14 protein-coding genes are annotated in these 17,736 nt (G+C 52.2%); 5 read left to right on the top strand and 9 right to left on the bottom strand.

Annotated features, from left to right (window positions below; all coding sequences use genetic code 11):
* Window positions 1–425: 425 nt before the first annotated feature.
* The 6 genes from glcA to glcD all read right to left on the bottom strand — a co-directional run bounded on the left by glcA (window position 426) and on the right by glcD (window position 8,851).
* On the bottom strand, window positions 426–2,108 hold the full coding sequence (gene glcA / locus A7Z06_RS02475; protein ID WP_000259282.1) for a glycolate permease GlcA: 1,683 nt from the start codon (window positions 2,106–2,108) through the stop codon (window positions 426–428).
* A 355-nt stretch (window positions 2,109–2,463) separates the two neighbouring features.
* A complete protein-coding gene (gene glcB / locus A7Z06_RS02470) occupies window positions 2,464–4,635 on the bottom strand; it encodes a malate synthase G (RefSeq protein ID WP_105279327.1) in 2,172 nt (723 codons plus the stop codon).
* A 21-nt stretch (window positions 4,636–4,656) separates the two neighbouring features.
* Window positions 4,657–5,061 carry a GlcG family protein gene (locus tag A7Z06_RS02465; RefSeq protein WP_000853256.1) on the bottom strand — a complete coding sequence of 135 codons (405 nt, stop codon included), beginning with the start codon at window positions 5,059–5,061 and terminating at the stop codon, window positions 4,657–4,659.
* A 4-nt stretch (window positions 5,062–5,065) separates the two neighbouring features.
* Window positions 5,066–6,289, bottom strand: coding sequence for a glycolate oxidase subunit GlcF (gene glcF, locus A7Z06_RS02460; RefSeq protein WP_001194819.1), 1,224 nt, complete (start codon window positions 6,287–6,289; stop codon window positions 5,066–5,068).
* Window positions 6,290–6,299: 10 nt separating this feature from the next.
* Window positions 6,300–7,352 (bottom strand): glycolate oxidase subunit GlcE, encoded by a 1,053-nt coding sequence (gene glcE, locus A7Z06_RS02455; RefSeq protein ID WP_000943111.1) that lies wholly within the window; start codon window positions 7,350–7,352, stop codon window positions 6,300–6,302.
* Window positions 7,352–8,851, bottom strand: coding sequence for a glycolate oxidase subunit GlcD (gene glcD / locus A7Z06_RS02450; protein WP_000026093.1), 1,500 nt, complete (start codon window positions 8,849–8,851; stop codon window positions 7,352–7,354). Before glcD ends, glcE begins: the two co-directional genes overlap by 1 nt.
* A gap of 250 nt (window positions 8,852–9,101) precedes the next feature.
* On the opposite strand from glcD, the gene glcC reads away from it, so the two are divergent.
* Window positions 9,102–9,866, top strand: a complete 765-nt coding sequence (glcC, locus tag A7Z06_RS02445; protein WP_029365893.1) for a transcriptional regulator GlcC — start codon at window positions 9,102–9,104, stop codon at window positions 9,864–9,866.
* 82 nt (window positions 9,867–9,948) lie between these two features.
* Here the strand turns inward: glcC and yghO are convergent, their stop codons facing one another.
* A complete protein-coding gene (yghO, locus tag A7Z06_RS02440) occupies window positions 9,949–11,073 on the bottom strand; it encodes a protein YghO (protein ID WP_000590129.1) in 1,125 nt (374 codons plus the stop codon).
* 378 nt (window positions 11,074–11,451) lie between these two features.
* Here yghO and A7Z06_RS02435 point away from each other — a divergent pair, with 378 nt between their 5' ends.
* From A7Z06_RS02435 to spt, 4 genes are read left to right on the top strand one after another with little or no spacing between them, the layout of a single operon-like run.
* Window positions 11,452–13,173 carry a fatty acyl-AMP ligase gene (locus A7Z06_RS02435; RefSeq protein WP_010347780.1) on the top strand — a complete coding sequence of 574 codons (1,722 nt, stop codon included), beginning with the start codon at window positions 11,452–11,454 and terminating at the stop codon, window positions 13,171–13,173.
* Entirely contained in the window at window positions 13,170–14,084 is a 915-nt protein-coding gene (locus A7Z06_RS02430) for an NAD-dependent epimerase/dehydratase family protein (RefSeq protein WP_000084339.1), read from the top strand. Before A7Z06_RS02435 ends, A7Z06_RS02430 begins: the two co-directional genes overlap by 4 nt.
* A gap of 31 nt (window positions 14,085–14,115) precedes the next feature.
* Window positions 14,116–14,364, top strand: coding sequence for an acyl carrier protein (locus A7Z06_RS02425; RefSeq protein WP_000248097.1), 249 nt, complete (start codon window positions 14,116–14,118; stop codon window positions 14,362–14,364).
* The gene (spt, locus tag A7Z06_RS02420) at window positions 14,364–15,536 is read left to right on the top strand and encodes a serine palmitoyltransferase (protein ID WP_000524983.1); all 1,173 of its coding nucleotides are present in this window, start codon (window positions 14,364–14,366) and stop codon (window positions 15,534–15,536) included. Before A7Z06_RS02425 ends, spt begins: the two co-directional genes overlap by 1 nt.
* A gap of 34 nt (window positions 15,537–15,570) precedes the next feature.
* Here the strand turns inward: spt and lptG are convergent, their stop codons facing one another.
* On the bottom strand, window positions 15,571–16,650 hold the full coding sequence (gene lptG, locus A7Z06_RS02415; RefSeq protein ID WP_010347785.1) for an LPS export ABC transporter permease LptG: 1,080 nt from the start codon (window positions 16,648–16,650) through the stop codon (window positions 15,571–15,573).
* Window positions 16,647–17,717 (bottom strand): LPS export ABC transporter permease LptF, encoded by a 1,071-nt coding sequence (lptF, locus tag A7Z06_RS02410; RefSeq protein WP_000779663.1) that lies wholly within the window; start codon window positions 17,715–17,717, stop codon window positions 16,647–16,649. The genes lptG and lptF overlap by 4 nt, the downstream gene beginning before the upstream one ends.
* Window positions 17,718–17,736 lie beyond the last annotated feature (19 nt).

Raw genomic sequence — 17,736 nt, 5'->3', positions numbered from 1 at the left:
CTAATAATTTCCTCCATTCTTAAGAAAACTGCATTATTGATAACGAAACAGGTAAAATTTATAAGAATATCCCCTATACGATGTCAGTCGGGGTATTTACCAAAAGATTTAACAAACAAAAAAGTAACAATTATTCACAATGTGACTATCTCAAGCTGTTGATAGTTTTAACGATTGCGATTGCAAAAGCAACAGATAGCACGGTGTTTACTCATCAAGCGAACATAATTAATACAGACTTGTTTTGCGGGACAAAAAAATAGATATTCTCACGCACTTAATTATTTAGCGGGTTATCTGAACGCAAAACATTATTGCTGCATAGATAATAAATCAGGAAATGATTTTTTAATTAATAAGACAGAATAATGTAACCAGCAAAGAATGAAGCCGGATGATATTGACGATCATCCGGCTTTGTTGACTTACGAGACTAACATTCCGGTAAACACATACGCCTGCAACAGCGTGATAATGCCGATAACGCTGGCAAAAATCAGACTGTGCTTCACGGTGTAGCGGAACAGTTCAGATTCTCGACCCACCATGCCCGTCGCGGCGCAGGCCACGGCGATAGATTGTGGGGAGATCATCTTGCCAGTTACGCCGCCGCTGGTGTTTGCTGCCACCAGCAGAGTGTCAGAGACGTTGATTTGCTGCGCCGTGGTCGATTGCAGTGAACCAAACAGGGCGTTAGAGGAAGTGTCCGAGCCGGTAAGGAATACCCCCAGCCAGCCGAGGAATGGCGAAAAGAACGGGAACATCACGCCAGTGCCCGCCAGTACCAGCGCCAGCGTGGTGGACATACCGGAATAGTTGGTCACGAAGGCAAATGCCAGCACCATGCCAATCGACAATATCGGCCACTTCAGGCTAATTAGCGTTTCAGCAAAGACGCCAATGCCTTTCTTGATCCCCACGCCGAGGATGAAGATAGAGATAATCGCCGCAATAAAAATAGCGGTGCCGCCAGCAGAGAGCGGGTCGAATTTAAAAACCGCATCCATCGGTGTCGGCTGGGCGACAATGGGCGCCGCTTTCAGTACCTGCTGATGCAAATGAGGGATCTGGAAATTAATCACCAGCGAATAAAACGCGCCGCCCGGAGCAAATAACGCTTTAAATGGCTTCATCGTCCAGATTGTGACCAGCACCGTTAAGATTAAAAACGGTGACCACGCACGAATGATTTGCCCCAGACTATATTCTGAAGGCACGGGACCGCCAGAAGATGGCTTATTCACCACCATCGCACCTGCGGATTGTCCCATGCTGATTGCCGTTTCGGTATTTTTTGGCCGCCAGACTTTAAGAAATAAAGAAAGTGAGACGATACTCACCAGCGCCGAAGTAATATCCGGCAGTTCCGGGCCAATATAGTTAGAAGTAAAGAACTGAGTAACCGCAAAGCTACCACCCGCAACCAGCGCCGCTGGCCACGTCTCTTTCACCCCTTTCCAGCCGTCCATCATCGCCACCAGCCAGAACGGTACAAGAACGGACAGGAACGGCAACTGACGTCCCGCCATTGCACCGATGTCGAACGGATCGATTCCCGTTACCTGACCGGCAACCAGAATCGGCACGCCCAACGCACCAAACGCCACCGGCGCAGTGTTGGCGATCAGACATAGCCCCGCCGCGTATAGCGGTTTGAAGCCCAGGCCCACCAGCAGCGCACCGGTAATCGCCACCGGCGCACCAAAGCCAGCCGCCCCTTCCAGCAGCGCGCCAAAGGAGAAACCTATCAGTAGCACCTGCAAACGTTGATCGTCGGTGATAGAGATAACCGAGCTGCGGATAATATCAAACTGCCCGCTGGCAACGGTTAATTTATAGAGGAATACCGCTGCGACAATAATCCACGCAATCGGCCATAAGCCATAAATAAAGCCATATCCCGCAGCAGCAAATGCCATATCGATCGGCATTTTAAAGGCGAATATCGCAATCAATATCGATAATATAAGGGTTATTGCTCCGGCGACATGTCCTTTCAGACGTAATACCGCGAGTGCAACGAAGAAGAATATTATCGGGATCAAGGCGACCAGAGCGGATAGCCCCAGTCCTCCCATCGGCATATACATTTGGGTCCAGGTAACCATATTGTTCAGTCTCTTATTATCTTTATATGCTTGATATACTTAAGGTTGTAATAAGCAAAAGAGGACCGAACTGTAAAATATAGGGGTTATACTTTACAGCAACAGCACGCTGCTAACGCAATTGCTACCTCTGGCATAACAAGTATATCGGGTAAGGGTTTCTGTTCCGCACACGCAGGCGCAGAGTATCGTTAAGATGTCCATATTGTTGTTTTAATCCCGCTAGTGATGCGCTACGGGTATTTAATATTGTTAAACCCTGATAATCGCTCCGGTTATTTCCGGGGTAAATGTACTACCGCAGTAACTATAATAGCCCCGACAATAAAACTTGCCGGGGCTTTTGCTATTGCTATTAATGACTTTCTTTTTCGCGTAAACGCCAGGCATGTAATAACGGTTCGGTATAACCGTTTGGCTGTTTCACACCGAGGAAGATTAAATCGCTGGCGGCTTTAAAGGCACACGAGTTAGCGAAATTCCCCACCATCGGACGATACGCCGGATCGCCAGCGTTTTGCTGATCCACCACTTTCGCCATGTTCTCCAGCGACGCCTGCACCTGTTCTTTGGTCAGAATACCGTGACGTAACCAGTTGGCAATATGCTGGCTGGAGATGCGCAGCGTTGCGCGGTCTTCCATCAGCGCCACGTTGTGAATATCCGGCACTTTTGAACAACCAATCCCCTGCTCCACCCAACGCACCACGTACCCCAGAATCCCCTGCACGTTGTTATCCAGCTCTTGTTGGATCTCTTGCGCCGACCAGTTCGCGTTTTCAGCTACCGGAATAGTCAGCAGATCGTCCAGCAGAGGTTCAAATTCAGCATTGAACTCGGTCTGGGCAATGTTGGCTTGCACGCTCTGTACGTTGGTTTGGTGATAGTGCAGCGCATGGAGTGTAGCGGCGGTTGGCGACGGAACCCAGGCCGTGTTTGCCCCGGCACGTAACTGATCGCCCTTTTGGCTGTACATGTCTGCCATCAGATCCGGCATTGCCCACATGCCCTTACCGATTTGCGCTTTACCGCGCAGCCCACAGAACAGACCAGACAGCACGTTATTGCGCTCGTAGGCTTTGATCCACGGTGTCGATTTCATCTGGTTTTTACGCAACATCGGGCCAGCTTCCATCACCGAATGCATCTCATCGCCGGTACGGTCGAGGAAACCGGTATTGATGAACGCCACGCGGTTGCGTGCCTGAGCGATACAGCTACGCAAGTTCAGCGAGGTTCGGCGTTCTTCATCCATAATGCCCATTTTCAGGGTATTCGGTGCCATACCGAGCATTGTCTCAACGCGGGTAAACAGTTTGTTGGCGAACGCCACTTCCTGCGGACCGTGCATTTTCGGTTTCACAATATAGACGCTGCCGGTACGCGAGTTTTTCTGCACTTTTAAATCGTAGAGGGCAATCGCGCCAGTCATGACGCCATCAAGAATGCCTTCCGGGATTTCATTGCCTTCGCTGTCCCAAATCACAGGAATGGTCATCAAATGACCCACGTTGCGGATAAACAGCAACGAGCGTCCGTGCAGAGAAATTTCAGAGCCATCGGCGGCGGTGTACTGACGATCGTCATTCAGTTTACGCACGATTTGCCGACCGTTTTTCTCCATTTTCTCTTGCAGAGTCCCCTGCATCAGGCCCAGCAAGTTGCGGTACAGCAGGATTTTATCTTCCGCATCAACCGCCGCGACCGAATCTTCGCAGTCGAGAATGGTACTGATGGCAGCTTCGACGATAACATCGTTGATGTGCGCCGGATCGTCTTTGCCAATCCGCCCGTTGGCATCGATTTGCAGCTCAATATGCAGGCCGTTATTTTTCAGCAAAATGCAGGTCGGCGCAGCGGCATCGCCACGGTAACCGACAAACTGTGCTGGAGTACGTAACGTGGTTTCTTTACCATTTTTCAACTGGATGCGTAATTGTTTGTTGACCACGCTAAACGCCACCGCATCCTGATAGCTGCCGTTTTCCAGCGGCAGTGATTCGTCAAGAAAATGACGAACCCAGGCAATAACCTGCTCACCGCGCTGCGGATCGTAGCCGCTGACCATCGCCCCTTCCTGCGGGATGATGTCGCTGCCGTACAGCGCGTCGTACAGTGAACCCCAGCGAGCGTTCGCCGCGTTCAGCGCGTAGCGGGCATTCATTGCCGGAACCACCAGTTGCGGCCCCGCCTGGCTGGTGATTTCGCTGTCGATGCCCGTGGTTTCCACCGTCACGTGCTCCGGTTGCGGCACCAGGTAGCCCAGTTCACGCAGGAAAGATTTATAGGCCGCTTTATCTTTTACCGGCCCCGGATTGCTGCGATGCCACTCATCAAGCGCCGCCTGAATGCGATCGCGCTCTGCCAGCAACTGACGATTTTCTGGTGCCAGATCGTGAACAATCTCATCAACATTGCGCCAGAACGCGGCAGCATCCAGTTCCACGCCCGGCAAAATTTCTTCATCCACAAAACGTTTAAAATTGGCGTCAATGCGTAAACGGCCCTGGGTTATGGTTTCACTCATTATTTATCTCCTCGTTTTCGCTTATTTCGCCAACACCGCTGCTGCCGCTTTCGCGACCTGCGCATCCTGTGCTCCGGTTAAACCAGAAACGCCCACGGCACCAATAATTTGCCCATCCACAACAACCGGTACGCCGCCTTCCAGCGACGTCAGTAACGGCGCAGTCACGAACGCGGTACGTCCGTTGTTCACCATCTCTTCATAGCCCTTAGTTTCACGACGCCCCAGCGCGGCGGTACGCGCTTTCTCCTGGGAGATGTAAGCCGCAATCGGCGCGCAATCATCCATGCGACTTAACGCCAGCAGATGACCGCCGTCATCGGCAACCGCAATAGAAACAGACCAGTTATTTTTCTGCGCCTCTTCCTGACCTGCGGCAATAATTGCACTCGCCATTTGCTGGCTAAGAATGACTTTAGTTTTCATTTTGTTATTCCTTTTCAAGGGCTTGTTCTACAATTTCAATCCAGTGACGCACAGAGGTACGACCGGCGCTCGCCAGATGCGTCTGGCAACCAATGTTGGCGGTGACGATCATTTCCGGTTTGCCGCTTTCCAGCGCATTCATTTTGTTATCCCGTAGCTGGCGCGCCAGATCGGGATGCGTTAACGCATATGTTCCCGCCGACCCGCAGCACAGATGGCTATCGGGAACGTCGGTTAAGGTAAATCCAAGACGAAGTAACACTTTTTCCACTTCGCCGTTCAGCTTTTGCGCATGTTGCAGGGTACACGGGCAGTGGAAGGCCAGTTTTTTATCGCCGCGAATCGCCAGTTTTTCCAGCGGTTCCTCGCGCAACAGTTCGACTAAATCGACCGCCAGTTCACTGACCTGACGTGCTTTATCGGCATACAGCGCATCGTTTTTCAGCATCTGCCCGTACTCTTTGACGAACGCGCCACAACCGCTGGCAGTCTGCAAAATGGCCTCGGCACCTGCTTCAATTGCGGGCCACCAGGCATCAATATTATTGCGCGCCCGCGCCAGCCCTTTCTCCTGCGCATTAAGATGATAGTCCACCGCGCCACAACAGCCTGCTTCGTTAGCTGGCATGACGCTGATCCCCAGACGATCCAGCACCCGCGCAGTTGCCGCGTTGGTGTTGGGCGAAAGCGTAGGCTGGGCGCAGCCTTCCAGCATTAAAACCCGACGCTTATGGCGCAGCGGCGGACGCGGTTTAGCTTTCACCGTTTCGGCAGGCAGTTTTGCTCTGACCTGTTCCGGCAAAAACGGTCGCAGCACCAGCCCTACCTGCGTCAATGCGCGAAAGACCGCCGGACGCGGCACTACCTGGCGCAATCCTTCGCGCAGCATTCGCTCCGGCAGTGGGCGTTTCACTTTCTGCTCGACAATATCACGCCCGATATCCAGTAAATTGTGATAGCGCACACCAGAAGGACAGGTGGTTTCACAGTTGCGGCAAGTGAGACAGCGATCGAGATGCTCCTGCGTTTTAAGCGTAACTTCGTTGCCTTCCAGCACCTGTTTAATCAGATAGATGCGCCCGCGCGGCCCGTCCAGTTCATCCCCCAGAAGCTGATAGGTTGGGCAGGTTGCGGTACAAAATCCGCAGTGAACACAGGCGCGCAGGATGCTGTCGGCTTCCAGCGCGCGCGCATTCTGACGCATCTCTTCGGTTAATCGGGTTTGCATAGCCTGCTCCTCAAAGTTCCGCGTACATGCGACCGGGGTTAAACACGCCGCAAGGGTCGAGCTGCTTTTTAAGCTGCTGGTGATAGCGGAATAAAGGAGCCGGTAGTGGAGCAAAGCCGCCATCTCCGGCACTAAAGCGAGTCGCATGACCGCCAGCGTTGCGGGCGATGCGGTGGATTTGATTGTCATCGGCTGTCGATTTCAGCCAGCGTAACGCGCCGCCCCAGTCGATCAGTTGCTCGCCGGGTAAATCCATCATCGGCGCATCGCTGGGTAAGGAAATGCGCCATAAAGTGCCCGGTAATGAGAAGAACGGCAATTGTTGTTCGCGCAATTGCTGCCAGAACTGACCAGCGACCTCTTCGCCACCCAGCAGTTCACGCGCTGCTTTTACCGATCCTTCACCGCCTTCAAGGCGGAGCCACAAGGCGTTGTCGAAATAACATAAGCCGCTAATGGGAAGTGGCTGGAGTTGCCACTGGGCGATTTCACTCATGGCTTCTTGTAGGTTGATTTCCCGCCGCAGGCTCAAGGTAGCGCGCGGTCGCGGCAACACTTTCATTGAGATTTCAGTGAGTACGCCAAGACAACCGTAGCTTCCGGCCATTAACCGCGAGAGATCGTATCCGGCGACGTTTTTCATCACTTCGCCACCAAAACGCAGATGTTTTCCAGCGCCGGTAATGATGCGCGTGCCGAGGACAAAATCGCGGACCGAACCGCTCCACGGGCGACGCGGCCCCGCCAGCCCGCAGGCGACCATCCCGCCCCAGGTGGCTTCTTCACCATAATGCGGCGGCTCGCAGGGAAGCATTTGCCCGGCGCTCTCCAGCGCCGCTTCAATCGCCACCAGCGGCGTTCCGGCACGCGCGGTTATCACCAGCTCGGTCGGGTCGTAATTAACAATGCCGCGATGGCAACGCACATCCAGCGTTTGCCCGGCGACAGGGCGACCTAAAAAGGCTTTGCTATTGCTTCCCTGAATTACCAGCGGCGTTTTATCACTAATCGCCTGATTCACCTGCTCCAGTAACACCTGGCTGTAATCACACTCGCGTAGCATCAGAAACGCTCCAGTTCAGGGAAAGGTAAATGACCGTGATGCACGTGCATGGCACCAAATTCAGCGCAGCGGTGCAGTGTGGGGATGTTTTTCCCTGGGTTCAGCAAACCATCGGGGTCAAACGCCGCCTTGACCGCATGGAAGGTCGTGATTTCATCGCTGTTGAACTGGGCGCACATTTGATTGATTTTTTCGCGCCCGATGCCATGTTCCCCACTGATGCTGCCGCCCACTTCAACGCAGAGTTCGAGGATCTTCCCGCCCAGCTCTTCCGCGCGGGCAAATTCACCGGGTTCGTTGGCATCGAAAAGGATTAACGGGTGCATGTTGCCGTCTCCGGCATGAAAGACGTTGGCGACGCGTAAATCATATTGCTGCGATAAACGGGCAATGCCTTCCAGTACGCCAGGCAGGGCGCGACGCGGAATGGTGCCATCCATACAGTAGTAATCCGGCGAGATACGCCCCACCGCCGGGAAGGCGTTTTTGCGACCGGCCCAGAAACGCACGCGCTCCGCTTCGTCCTGTGCCAGACGGACGTCAGTCGCGCCCGCTTTCAGTAAGATGTCGTTAACCCGCTCGCAGTCTTCCTGAACGTCAGACTCCACGCCGTCCAGCTCGCACAACAAAATCGCTTCGGCATCAACGGGATAACCAGCATGAATAAAATCTTCCGCCGCGCGGATCGACAGGTTATCCATCATCTCCAGCCCGCCGGGGATAATGCCATTGGCGATGATGTCACCGACGGCGAGTCCGGCTTTTTCTACCGAGTCAAAGCTGGCTAACAGAACCCGCGCCACGGGCGGCTTCGGCAGCAGTTTTACCGTCACTTCGGTGGTCACGCCGAGCATACCTTCCGATCCGGTAAACAGCGCCAGCAGGTCAAAACCAGGCGAATCCAGCGCGTCCGATCCCAGCGTCAGCGCCTCGCCGTCCAGCGTTTGCACTTCAATTTTCAGCAGGTTATGCACGGTTAAACCGTATTTCAGGCAGTGGACGCCCCCGGCGTTTTCCGCCACATTACCGCCAATCGAACAGGCGATTTGTGAGGAAGGATCCGGCGCGTAATAGAGATTATGCGGCGCAACTGCCTGGGAGATCGCCAGGTTACGCACGCCCGGCTGCACGCGCGCACGGCGCCCAATGGGGTTAATGTCGAGGATCTCTTTAAAGCGCGCCATCACCAACAACACACCTTTTTCCAGCGGCAGCGCGCCACCAGAAAGCCCGGTGCCTGCACCACGGGTCACCACCGGTACACGCAGGCGGTGGCAGACAGCCAGAATCGCCGCCACCTGTTCCATCTGCTTAGGCAGAACAACCAGTAATGGACGCGTGCGATACGCGCTCAACCCGTCACACTCGTAAGGAATGATCTCCTCATCGGTATGCAGGATCTCCAGTCCAGGGACATGCTCACGCAGTGCCATCAGTACCGATGTGCGGTCGACATCGGGTAAAGCGCCATCAAGACGCTCTTCGTATAAGATGCTCATGAGTAGGCTTCGCTTTGTTGTGTTGTGTGGCAGCTGATTTTTGCGCGCTGCTTCTGTGAACAGTTATTAAGCGGGCTTTTTGTTTTCGTCTATCTCTTTAGCTACCGGTCAGACCATTTTTTTTCCAGCTCTGTGACCTTGCATTGGTTAACTTAATGTTAAATTGATGTAACATAATCACTTACGTGATGTGCGTGTTTTGCGAATTAAGAACAGAAAAATTGGTCCTACCTGTGCACGAGGTCCGGGAATGAAAGATGAGCGTCGCCCTATTTGCGAAGTAGTTGCAGAGAGTATCGAACGGTTGATTATCGACGGCGTGTTGAAGGTTGGGCAGCCGCTTCCTTCAGAGCGCCGACTGTGTGAAAAGCTCGGCTTCTCACGCTCCGCACTGCGCGAAGGGCTGACTGTGCTGCGCGGGCGCGGGATTATTGAAACGGCGCAGGGGCGTGATTCCCGTGTGGCTCGACTTGATCGGGTGCAGGACACCAGCCCGCTAATCCATCTGTTCAGTACGCAGCCGCGAACGCTGTACGATCTGCTCGACGTTCGCGCACTGCTGGAAGGTGAATCAGCCAGGCTGGCGGCAACGCTGGGAACCCAGGCTGATTTTGTCTTGATAACCCGCTGTTATGAAAAAATGCTCGCCGCCAGTGAGAACAACAAAGAGATTTCGCTGATCGAACATGCGCAGTTGGATCACGCTTTTCATCGGGCGATTTGTCAGGCTTCCCACAATCAGGTGCTGGTATTTACTCTGCAATCATTGACCGACCTGATGTTTAATTCGGTGTTTGCCAGCGTGAATAATCTCTATCATCGACCACAGCAGAAGAAACAGATCGATCGCCAACATGCGCGGATCTATAACGCGGTTTTACAACGGTTGCCGCATGTCGCCCAGCGCGCCGCCCGCGATCACGTGATGACCGTAAAAAAGAATCTCCACGATATCGAGCTGGAAGGCCACCACTTGATTCGCTCGGCGGTGCCGCTGGAGATGAATCCGGGGTGAATGTGAGCCGAGTTTTCCTCCTCACCCTAACCCTCTCCTCGAGGGGCGAGGGGATCGCCCCTGCGCTTAATGGGAGCTGGTATTAAATGTGCTTTTCATACAATCGGTAACGTTTATACGGCTCCGCCCCAATGCGTTCCAGCATGTTATTCATGCCTGTATTGGTTTCGAGGATCCATGACATCTCCAGCGCATCGATCTTCCGGCGGGCAAACGGATCGCGTAAGGCTTCAATCAATAACAACGCAATCACCGGGCCGATGCGGCTGAACTGATACTCGTCCCGCACGCCCATCAGCGGTACTCGCGCAGTTCGCACACCGCTGACTTTTAAGCGCCACAGCAATTTTGCCCAGCCGAAGGGAAAGAGCGATCCATTCAGATCGGCAATCGCCTCGTTGATGTTCGGTAAGCCGACAATAAACGCACAGGGTGCAGAATCTATCTCAGCGATGTAGATCATATCGTCCGGCACCAGGTATTTAAGCTGATCGCCCATGGTCGCAAATTCGCGTTCGGTAAACGGCACAAATCCCCAGTTGTGCTGCCATCCAGAGTTGAAAATCTCACGCAGGATCTGCATTTCTTCGGCAAACCTCCGGCGATTGATGCAGCGAATGGTCACCTTCTTGCGTACCTGCTCCATCAGTTTTTTTAGCGCCGGAGAGAACGTGAGATCGGTTCGCTGCATCCACCACGCCAGTAAATCAATGCCTTTGTGATAACCCAGTTGTTCAATATGCGCGGCATACCACGGTTTGCCGTGTGGCATCATCGCACTGGGTGGTGTGTCAAAACCTTCAATCAGTAATCCGCTTTCCTGATTGATATTCAGGCTGAAAGGCCCGCTGATCTTACTTGCACCTTGTGACTTCAACCACGCTTCCGCTGCGCCAAACAACGCGGCAAAAACCTGCGGATCATCAATGGAGTCAATCATGCCGAAATGACCGGTATCTTCACCGTAACGCTCACGGTGCAAGGTATCGATTTGCGCGGTAATACGCCCAACTATCTGCCCCGCTTTTTTTGCCACCCACGCCTGCCAGATAATATGCTCCGTCCCCGGATTCTTCTCTGACAAATGCTCGCTGCGTTCAATGAATAAAGGAGGGATCCAGTTTGGATCATCGGGATAAAGTGATGACGGAAAAGCGATAAATGCCTTAAGGTCATGTTTATTTATTACTTTTTCAATTTTAATCATCAGCGTCTCGCATTCCCTACCTCAATGGCTAACAAATAATTAACGGAGGGAATACGGACAATAACCGAGATGTTCGGCATCTAAATAATCCATCCGATGAATATAAAATACTGCTTTTAATTATTGCGATAAAACCATCACCTACATTATCTGAAAAATATTAATATTTAGTGCTTAATGCGGCCAGACAGGCCATTTGCTTAATATATTCACAAATCAAATATTATTCACAATAAAAACAAAAAAGTTAAAATCATTATTTAAATCAATGTTCAATATCGCACCCGTGAAAATACTATCTCATTTATCTTTTATGCATATATAATCCACCGCATTATTGTCATTTTATTTTTGATATCCAATTTTCTCGTGGTGTATATGTCTAATAAAATTTTTACGTATTCCCTGCCTATGCGCTATGCCGATTTTCCAACGCTGGTTGATGCTTTGGATTATGCCGCTCTGGGCCGCGCCGGAATGAACTTTTATGACAGACGTTGCCAGCTTGAAGATGAACTGGAATATCACAATTTAAAAGCACATGCCGAAGCAGGCGCAAAGCGGTTGTTATCGCTGAACCTGAAAAAAGGCGATCGCGTGGCGCTGATTGCCGAAACCAGTAGCGGGTTTGTCGAAGCATTTTTTGCCTGCCAGTATGCCGGGTTAGTCGCCGTCCCGTTGGCGATTCCGATGGGGGTCGGTCAGCGAGATTCCTGGAGCGCCAAATTGCAGGGCTTACTGGCAAGCTGTCAGCCTGCCGCGATTATCACCGGCGATGAGTGGTTACCGTTAGTCAATGCCGCGACGCATGACAACCCTGAGTTGCATGTGTTAAGCCATGCCTGGTTTAAATCCTTGCCGGAAGCCGACGTTACGCTCCAGCATCCCGTTCCAGACGATATCGCCTACCTCCAGTACACCTCCGGCAGCACCCGTTTTCCTCGTGGCGTCATCATTACTCATCGCGAAGTGATGGCCAATCTACGTGCTATCAGCCACGATGGCATTAAATTACGCCCTGGCGACCGCTGCGTCTCCTGGCTGCCTTTCTACCATGATATGGGACTGGTCGGCTTTCTCCTGACCCCCGTCGCCACGCAGCTTTCAGTGGATTACTTGCGCACTCAGGATTTCGCCATGCGCCCGCTGCAATGGCTTAAATTGATCAGCAAAAATCGCGGCACCGTTTCCGTTGCGCCACCGTTTGGCTATGAACTGTGCCAGCGCCGTGTGAATGAAAAAGATCTCGCTGAACTGGATCTCTCCTGCTGGCGCGTCGCCGGTATTGGCGCTGAGCCAATCTCCGCAGAGCAACTCCATCAATTTGCTGAATGTTTCCGTCAGGCTAACTTTGACGATAAAACTTTCATGCCATGCTACGGGCTGGCAGAGAACGCGCTTGCCGTCAGTTTTTCTGACGAAACCTCCGGCGTTGTAGTTAACGAAGTGGATCGCGACATCCTCGAATATCAGAGTAAAGCTGTTACGCCGGGTGCTGAAACACGCGCCGTATCGACTTTCGTCAACTGCGGTAAAGCATTGCCGGAACATGGCATTGAAATCCGCAATGAATCAGGTATGCCGGTTGCGGAACGTGTAGTAGGCCATATTTGCATCTCCGGCCCCAGCCTGATGAGCGGGTACTTTGGCGACCAGGTTTCGCAAGACGAGATTGCCGCGACGGGCTGGTTAGATACCGGCGACCTCGGCTATCTGCTGAACGGTTATTTGTATGTCACCGGGCGCATTAAAGATCTGATTATTATTCGTGGCCGCAATATCTGGCCGCAGGATATTGAGTACCTGGCGGAGCAGGAGCCGGAAATCCACTCTGGCGATGCCATTGCGTTTGTTACCGCCCAGGAAAAAATCATTTTGCAGATCCAGTGTCGGATTAGTGACGAAGAACGTCGCAGGCAGCTTATCCACTCGCTGGCGGCGCGGATACAAAGCGAGTTTGGCGTGACAGCGGCTATCGATCTGTTACCGCCCCACAGTATTCCCCGCACGTCTTCCGGCAAACCCGCCCGCGCGGAAGCGAAAAAACGTTATCAGAAGGCCGTCGCCGCTAATCCCCCAGTGCAGGAATCTCTCGTATGAGCCAAACAGTCGCGGTGACGGGTGCTACCGGGTTTATTGGTAAATATATTATCGATAACCTGCTCGTTCGCGGCTTTCATGTTCGCGCGTTGACGCGTACTGCCCGCGCTCACGTCAGCGATAACCTCATCTGGGTGCGTGGTTCGCTGGAAGACACGCATTCGCTTAGCGAGCTGGTTGCCGGTGCCAGTGCGGTGGTTCATTGTGCCGGGCAAGTGCGCGGGCACAAAGAAGAGATTTTTACCCGCTGTAACGTTGACGGCAGCCTGCGCCTGATGCAAGCGGCAAAAGAGAGCGGCTTTTGCCAACGTTTTCTGTTTATCTCTTCGCTGGCGGCGCGCCATCCTGAACTCTCCTGGTATGCAAAATCCAAACACGTCGCCGAACAACGGCTTATCGCAATGGCTGACGAAATAATGCTGGGAATTTTTCGTCCGACAGCAGTCTATGGCCCCGGCGATAAAGAGCTAAAACCGCTGTTTGACTGGATGCTGCGCGGCCTGCTGCCACGACTTGGTGCGCCAGATACACAACTCTCTTTCCTGCACGTTACCGATTTCGCGCAAGCTGTAGGCCAGTGGTTAAGCGCCGAAACTATACCAACGCAAACATATGAATTATGCGATGGCGTCTCCGGAGGCTATGACTGGCAACGCGTACAACAGCTTGCTGCTGCCGCCCGTCGTGGTTCCGTGTGGATGGTCGGCATTCCTCTACCGTTGCTCACCTGCCTTGCGGATATCAGCACAACATTAAGTCGTCTGTCTGGTAAAGAGCCAATGCTGACGCGCTCAAAAATTCGTGAATTAACCCATGCCGACTGGTCGGCAAGTAATAACCGTATTTCTGAAGATATTAACTGGTTTCCCGGGATTAGCCTGGAACACGCATTACGCAACGGGCTATTTTGATTGTCTTGTTTAAAGGTGTGTTAACGTTTCTATGGTAAATCGTGAAATAGTAATGGATTACATCCTTTCCTGTTTACAGGATTTGGTCGAAAACGGTGTGGAAATTAAGCCCGACAGCGATCTCGTCAACGATCTTGGCCTGGAGTCGATCAAGGTGATGGATCTCTTAATGATGCTGGAAGACAGATTCGATATTTCCATTCCTATTAATATTCTGCTGGATGTCAAAACCCCTGCGCAATTAATGGAAACACTACTTCCATGGCTGGAGAATAAATAATGGGGCTATACGATAAATATGCGCGTCTTGCTGGCGAGCGACTGCAATTTAGTGATAACGGTTTAACACCGTTTGGCACCTGTATTGATGAAGTCTATTCCGCCACCGAAGGGCGTATCGGCAATAAAAAAGTGATCCTGGCCGGAACCAATAATTATCTCGGTTTAACCTTCAATAACGAGGCCATCGCCGAAGGTCAGGCTGCGTTAGCGGCACAAGGCACCGGCACCACCGGTTCTCGAATGGCTAATGGCAGCTATGCGCCGCATCTGGCGTTAGAAAAAGAGATTGCTGAGTTTTTCAATCGCCCTACTGCTATTGTTTTTTCAACCGGTTATACCGCCAATTTAGGCGTCATCAGCGCACTTGCCGACCATAACGCCGTAGTGTTGCTGGATGCCGACAGCCACGCCAGTATTTATGATGCCTGCTCTCTCGGCGGCGCGGAAATTATTCGTTTTCGCCATAACGACGCCAACGATCTGGAACGTCGCATGATTCGCCTCGGCGAACGGGCGAAAGAGGCGATTATCATCGTTGAGGGCATCTACAGTATGCTCGGCGACGTTGCACCGCTGGCGGAAATTGTTGATATCAAACGTCGTCTCGGCGGTTATTTGATTGTCGATGAAGCTCATTCGTTTGGCGTGTTAGGCGCAACGGGGCGCGGGCTGGTTGAGGCCGTTGGCGTTGAGGACGATGTTGATATTATCGTTGGCACCTTCAGTAAGAGTCTGGCCTCTATCGGCGGTTTTGCCGTAGGCTCGGAAGCGATGGAAGTGCTGCGCTACGGTAGCCGCCCGTATATTTTTACCGCCTCCCCTTCTCCTTCCTGCATTGCGACCGTGCGCTCGTCGTTAAGAACCATTGCCACACAACCAGAGTTGCGGCAAAAATTGATGGATAACGCCAACCATCTGTATGACGGTCTGCAAAAACTGGGTTATGAGTTAAGTTCACATATTAGCCCGGTAGTGCCGGTAATAATCGGTTCGAAAGAGGAAGGTTTACGCATCTGGCGCGAGCTTATTTCGCTGGGCGTTTATGTGAATCTTATCCTGCCACCTGCCGCGCCTGCAGGCATTACGCTGCTGCGCTGTAGCGTTAACGCCGCTCACAGCCGCGAACAAATCGATGCCATCATTCAGGCGTTCGCCACGCTGAAACAGTAATGTTAACCCGTCGTGGTATTACGCCACGGCGGGTTTAGTGTTGTCTGTCATACCAATACACCAGACTCAACGCCACCAGCACAAATACGATTGGTAAACCGAGCGCGGTCGCTGGGGCGCTCAACGCAAATAACAATCCCAGGTTGACTATGATTTGATAGCTAATCCAGGTAAGCAAGCCAACGATGACGCCCACAGCAAGACGGCTGCCCATTCCCGGCGAACGCGGGGCGCTAAAGGTAAACGGCACAGCCAGTAAAATCATCGACAGAGTTAAGATGGGGTGTCCCAGCTTTTCCCACAGTGCCAGACGATATTCACTGCTCGGTTGCCCGGTTGCCTGCAAATAATGGATGTAATGGTTGAGCTGGCGGACAGAAAAGCTATTACCCGGCATCGATAACTCTTCGAGATTCATACTGGTGAATGCCGATTGCCACGGCAGATTATCTAATGTTTCCAGCGTTTCTTTGCCGTTAAGCCATTTTTTATGATTCACACCGTGCAGGAGCCACGTTTTATCGTCTTCGATGGTGGCGCTGCGCGCGTAAATGTAAGATTCGAGTGACAGATCGTCGCGGTAATGAAATATCTCCACACCTACCGGCTGGCCCTGTTCATTCAGCGATTTCACCGTCACAAATTCATTGTCACGTCTGGCCCACAACATGTTGCCGGTGATGTCATCGTCTACCCCTAACGCGGTGGCGGTCGATTTGATTTGCATCGCCTGTTGCTGCAATGGCGACGCTACCCACTCATCAATCGCGCCTAACGAGACTGTCCACAGCATTCCGGCGACCAGCGCCACCAGCGCGATACGGAAAATGGAAAATCCCGTGCTGCGAATGGCGGTAAGTTCACTGTTTTTCGATAACTGCCCGAGACCGACAATCCCCCCTAATAACGCGATAAACGGCGCAAGATCGACCAGTGTGCGCGGCAGGGTCATCACCACCACCAGCACCGCCTGAGTCCAGCGATAACCGCCAGGGCTGACATCATCCAGCTCGTTAATCAGGTTGAAGGTGGTAAAAAGCGGCAGCAGTAGCCCTGCAGCAGCGGCAAAACCGAGAAACAGGTGACGGATTAAATAGCGACTGAAGACATTCATCGGGAAAATTTCTGCAGTAAAGAGAAGTCGCGAGCAACCAGCACCAACAAACCAGTCAACATCAGTCCAGGCACTAACCACAAACCAGGGATAACAGGAATTGCACCGTTTGCCACCAGAGTGCGGCAAACATCTCCGCCATAAAAAATGGCAATAAACAGTAACGTTAAAGGCAATAAGGTAGAAAATCGCCCCTGCCGTGGTTTTACCCGACTTAAAGAGATAGCCATCAATGCCATTAACAACGCAGTCACGCCACGGCTTTGTCGCCATTGCAATTCGGCATGATCGGCAGGAAAGACAGAATGCGCCAGCTCCGTGACCGACTTCGCTTTGCGTTTGACGTTAGGGCTTTGATCCAGCGGATTCAGATGTAATTGTAGATTGCGGTAGATCTGTTCGTTGTCGTCATTGCCCTGATGATCGAGAAGATAGGCTGTGCCGTTATGCAACATGACGGTCGGTTTGTCCGGAGAGGGATCGATAACATCAACGGAGCGGGCACGAAAAATGCGGGTTCGATTGGCTGTAGAAGTGTATATCAGCGCGTCAGTCAGGCGATTATTGTCTTGATCAACCGTCTGCGAGAGGATCATCCGCCCATTATCGTTAGTATTAAATTTCTTTGCCCGTAGCTGGCGGACATCCAACTCCGACTGCGACTGTTGCTCCAGTTGATAAATCTGCGCATAAGCCCACGGCCGACCATACATCGACAAAACGGTGACAAAAATACTTAACGGTATTGCAAGGTAAAGAACAGCTTTATACAAACGCGCCGGGCTGCCTCCCGCCGCAGAAATTGCGGTAATTTCTGAGTCGGTATACATCTGCCCAAGCGTCACGCCAACCGACACATACAGGCCAACCGGTAACAACATCTCCAGTGCAATCAGCACTTTGTAGAAAACGATATCCAGCACAACGTTGAGAGCTAAAGTGCCATTTGCCGCTTCGGTCAGATAACGCTGTGCGGAATAGCTGGCGAAAATAAAGATCAGAAAACCGACGATAATCAGCACCAGACGGCGCGTACCGCGCATGATGTAATGTTCAACCAGCTTCATCTCACTAACGCCCTAAATC

This window comes from Escherichia sp. MOD1-EC6819 (assembly GCF_002965765.1).
In the GTDB taxonomy this organism is placed as follows: Bacteria; Pseudomonadota; Gammaproteobacteria; order Enterobacterales; family Enterobacteriaceae; genus Escherichia; species Escherichia ruysiae.
This window is presented reverse-complemented; position numbering and strand designations above follow the sequence as displayed.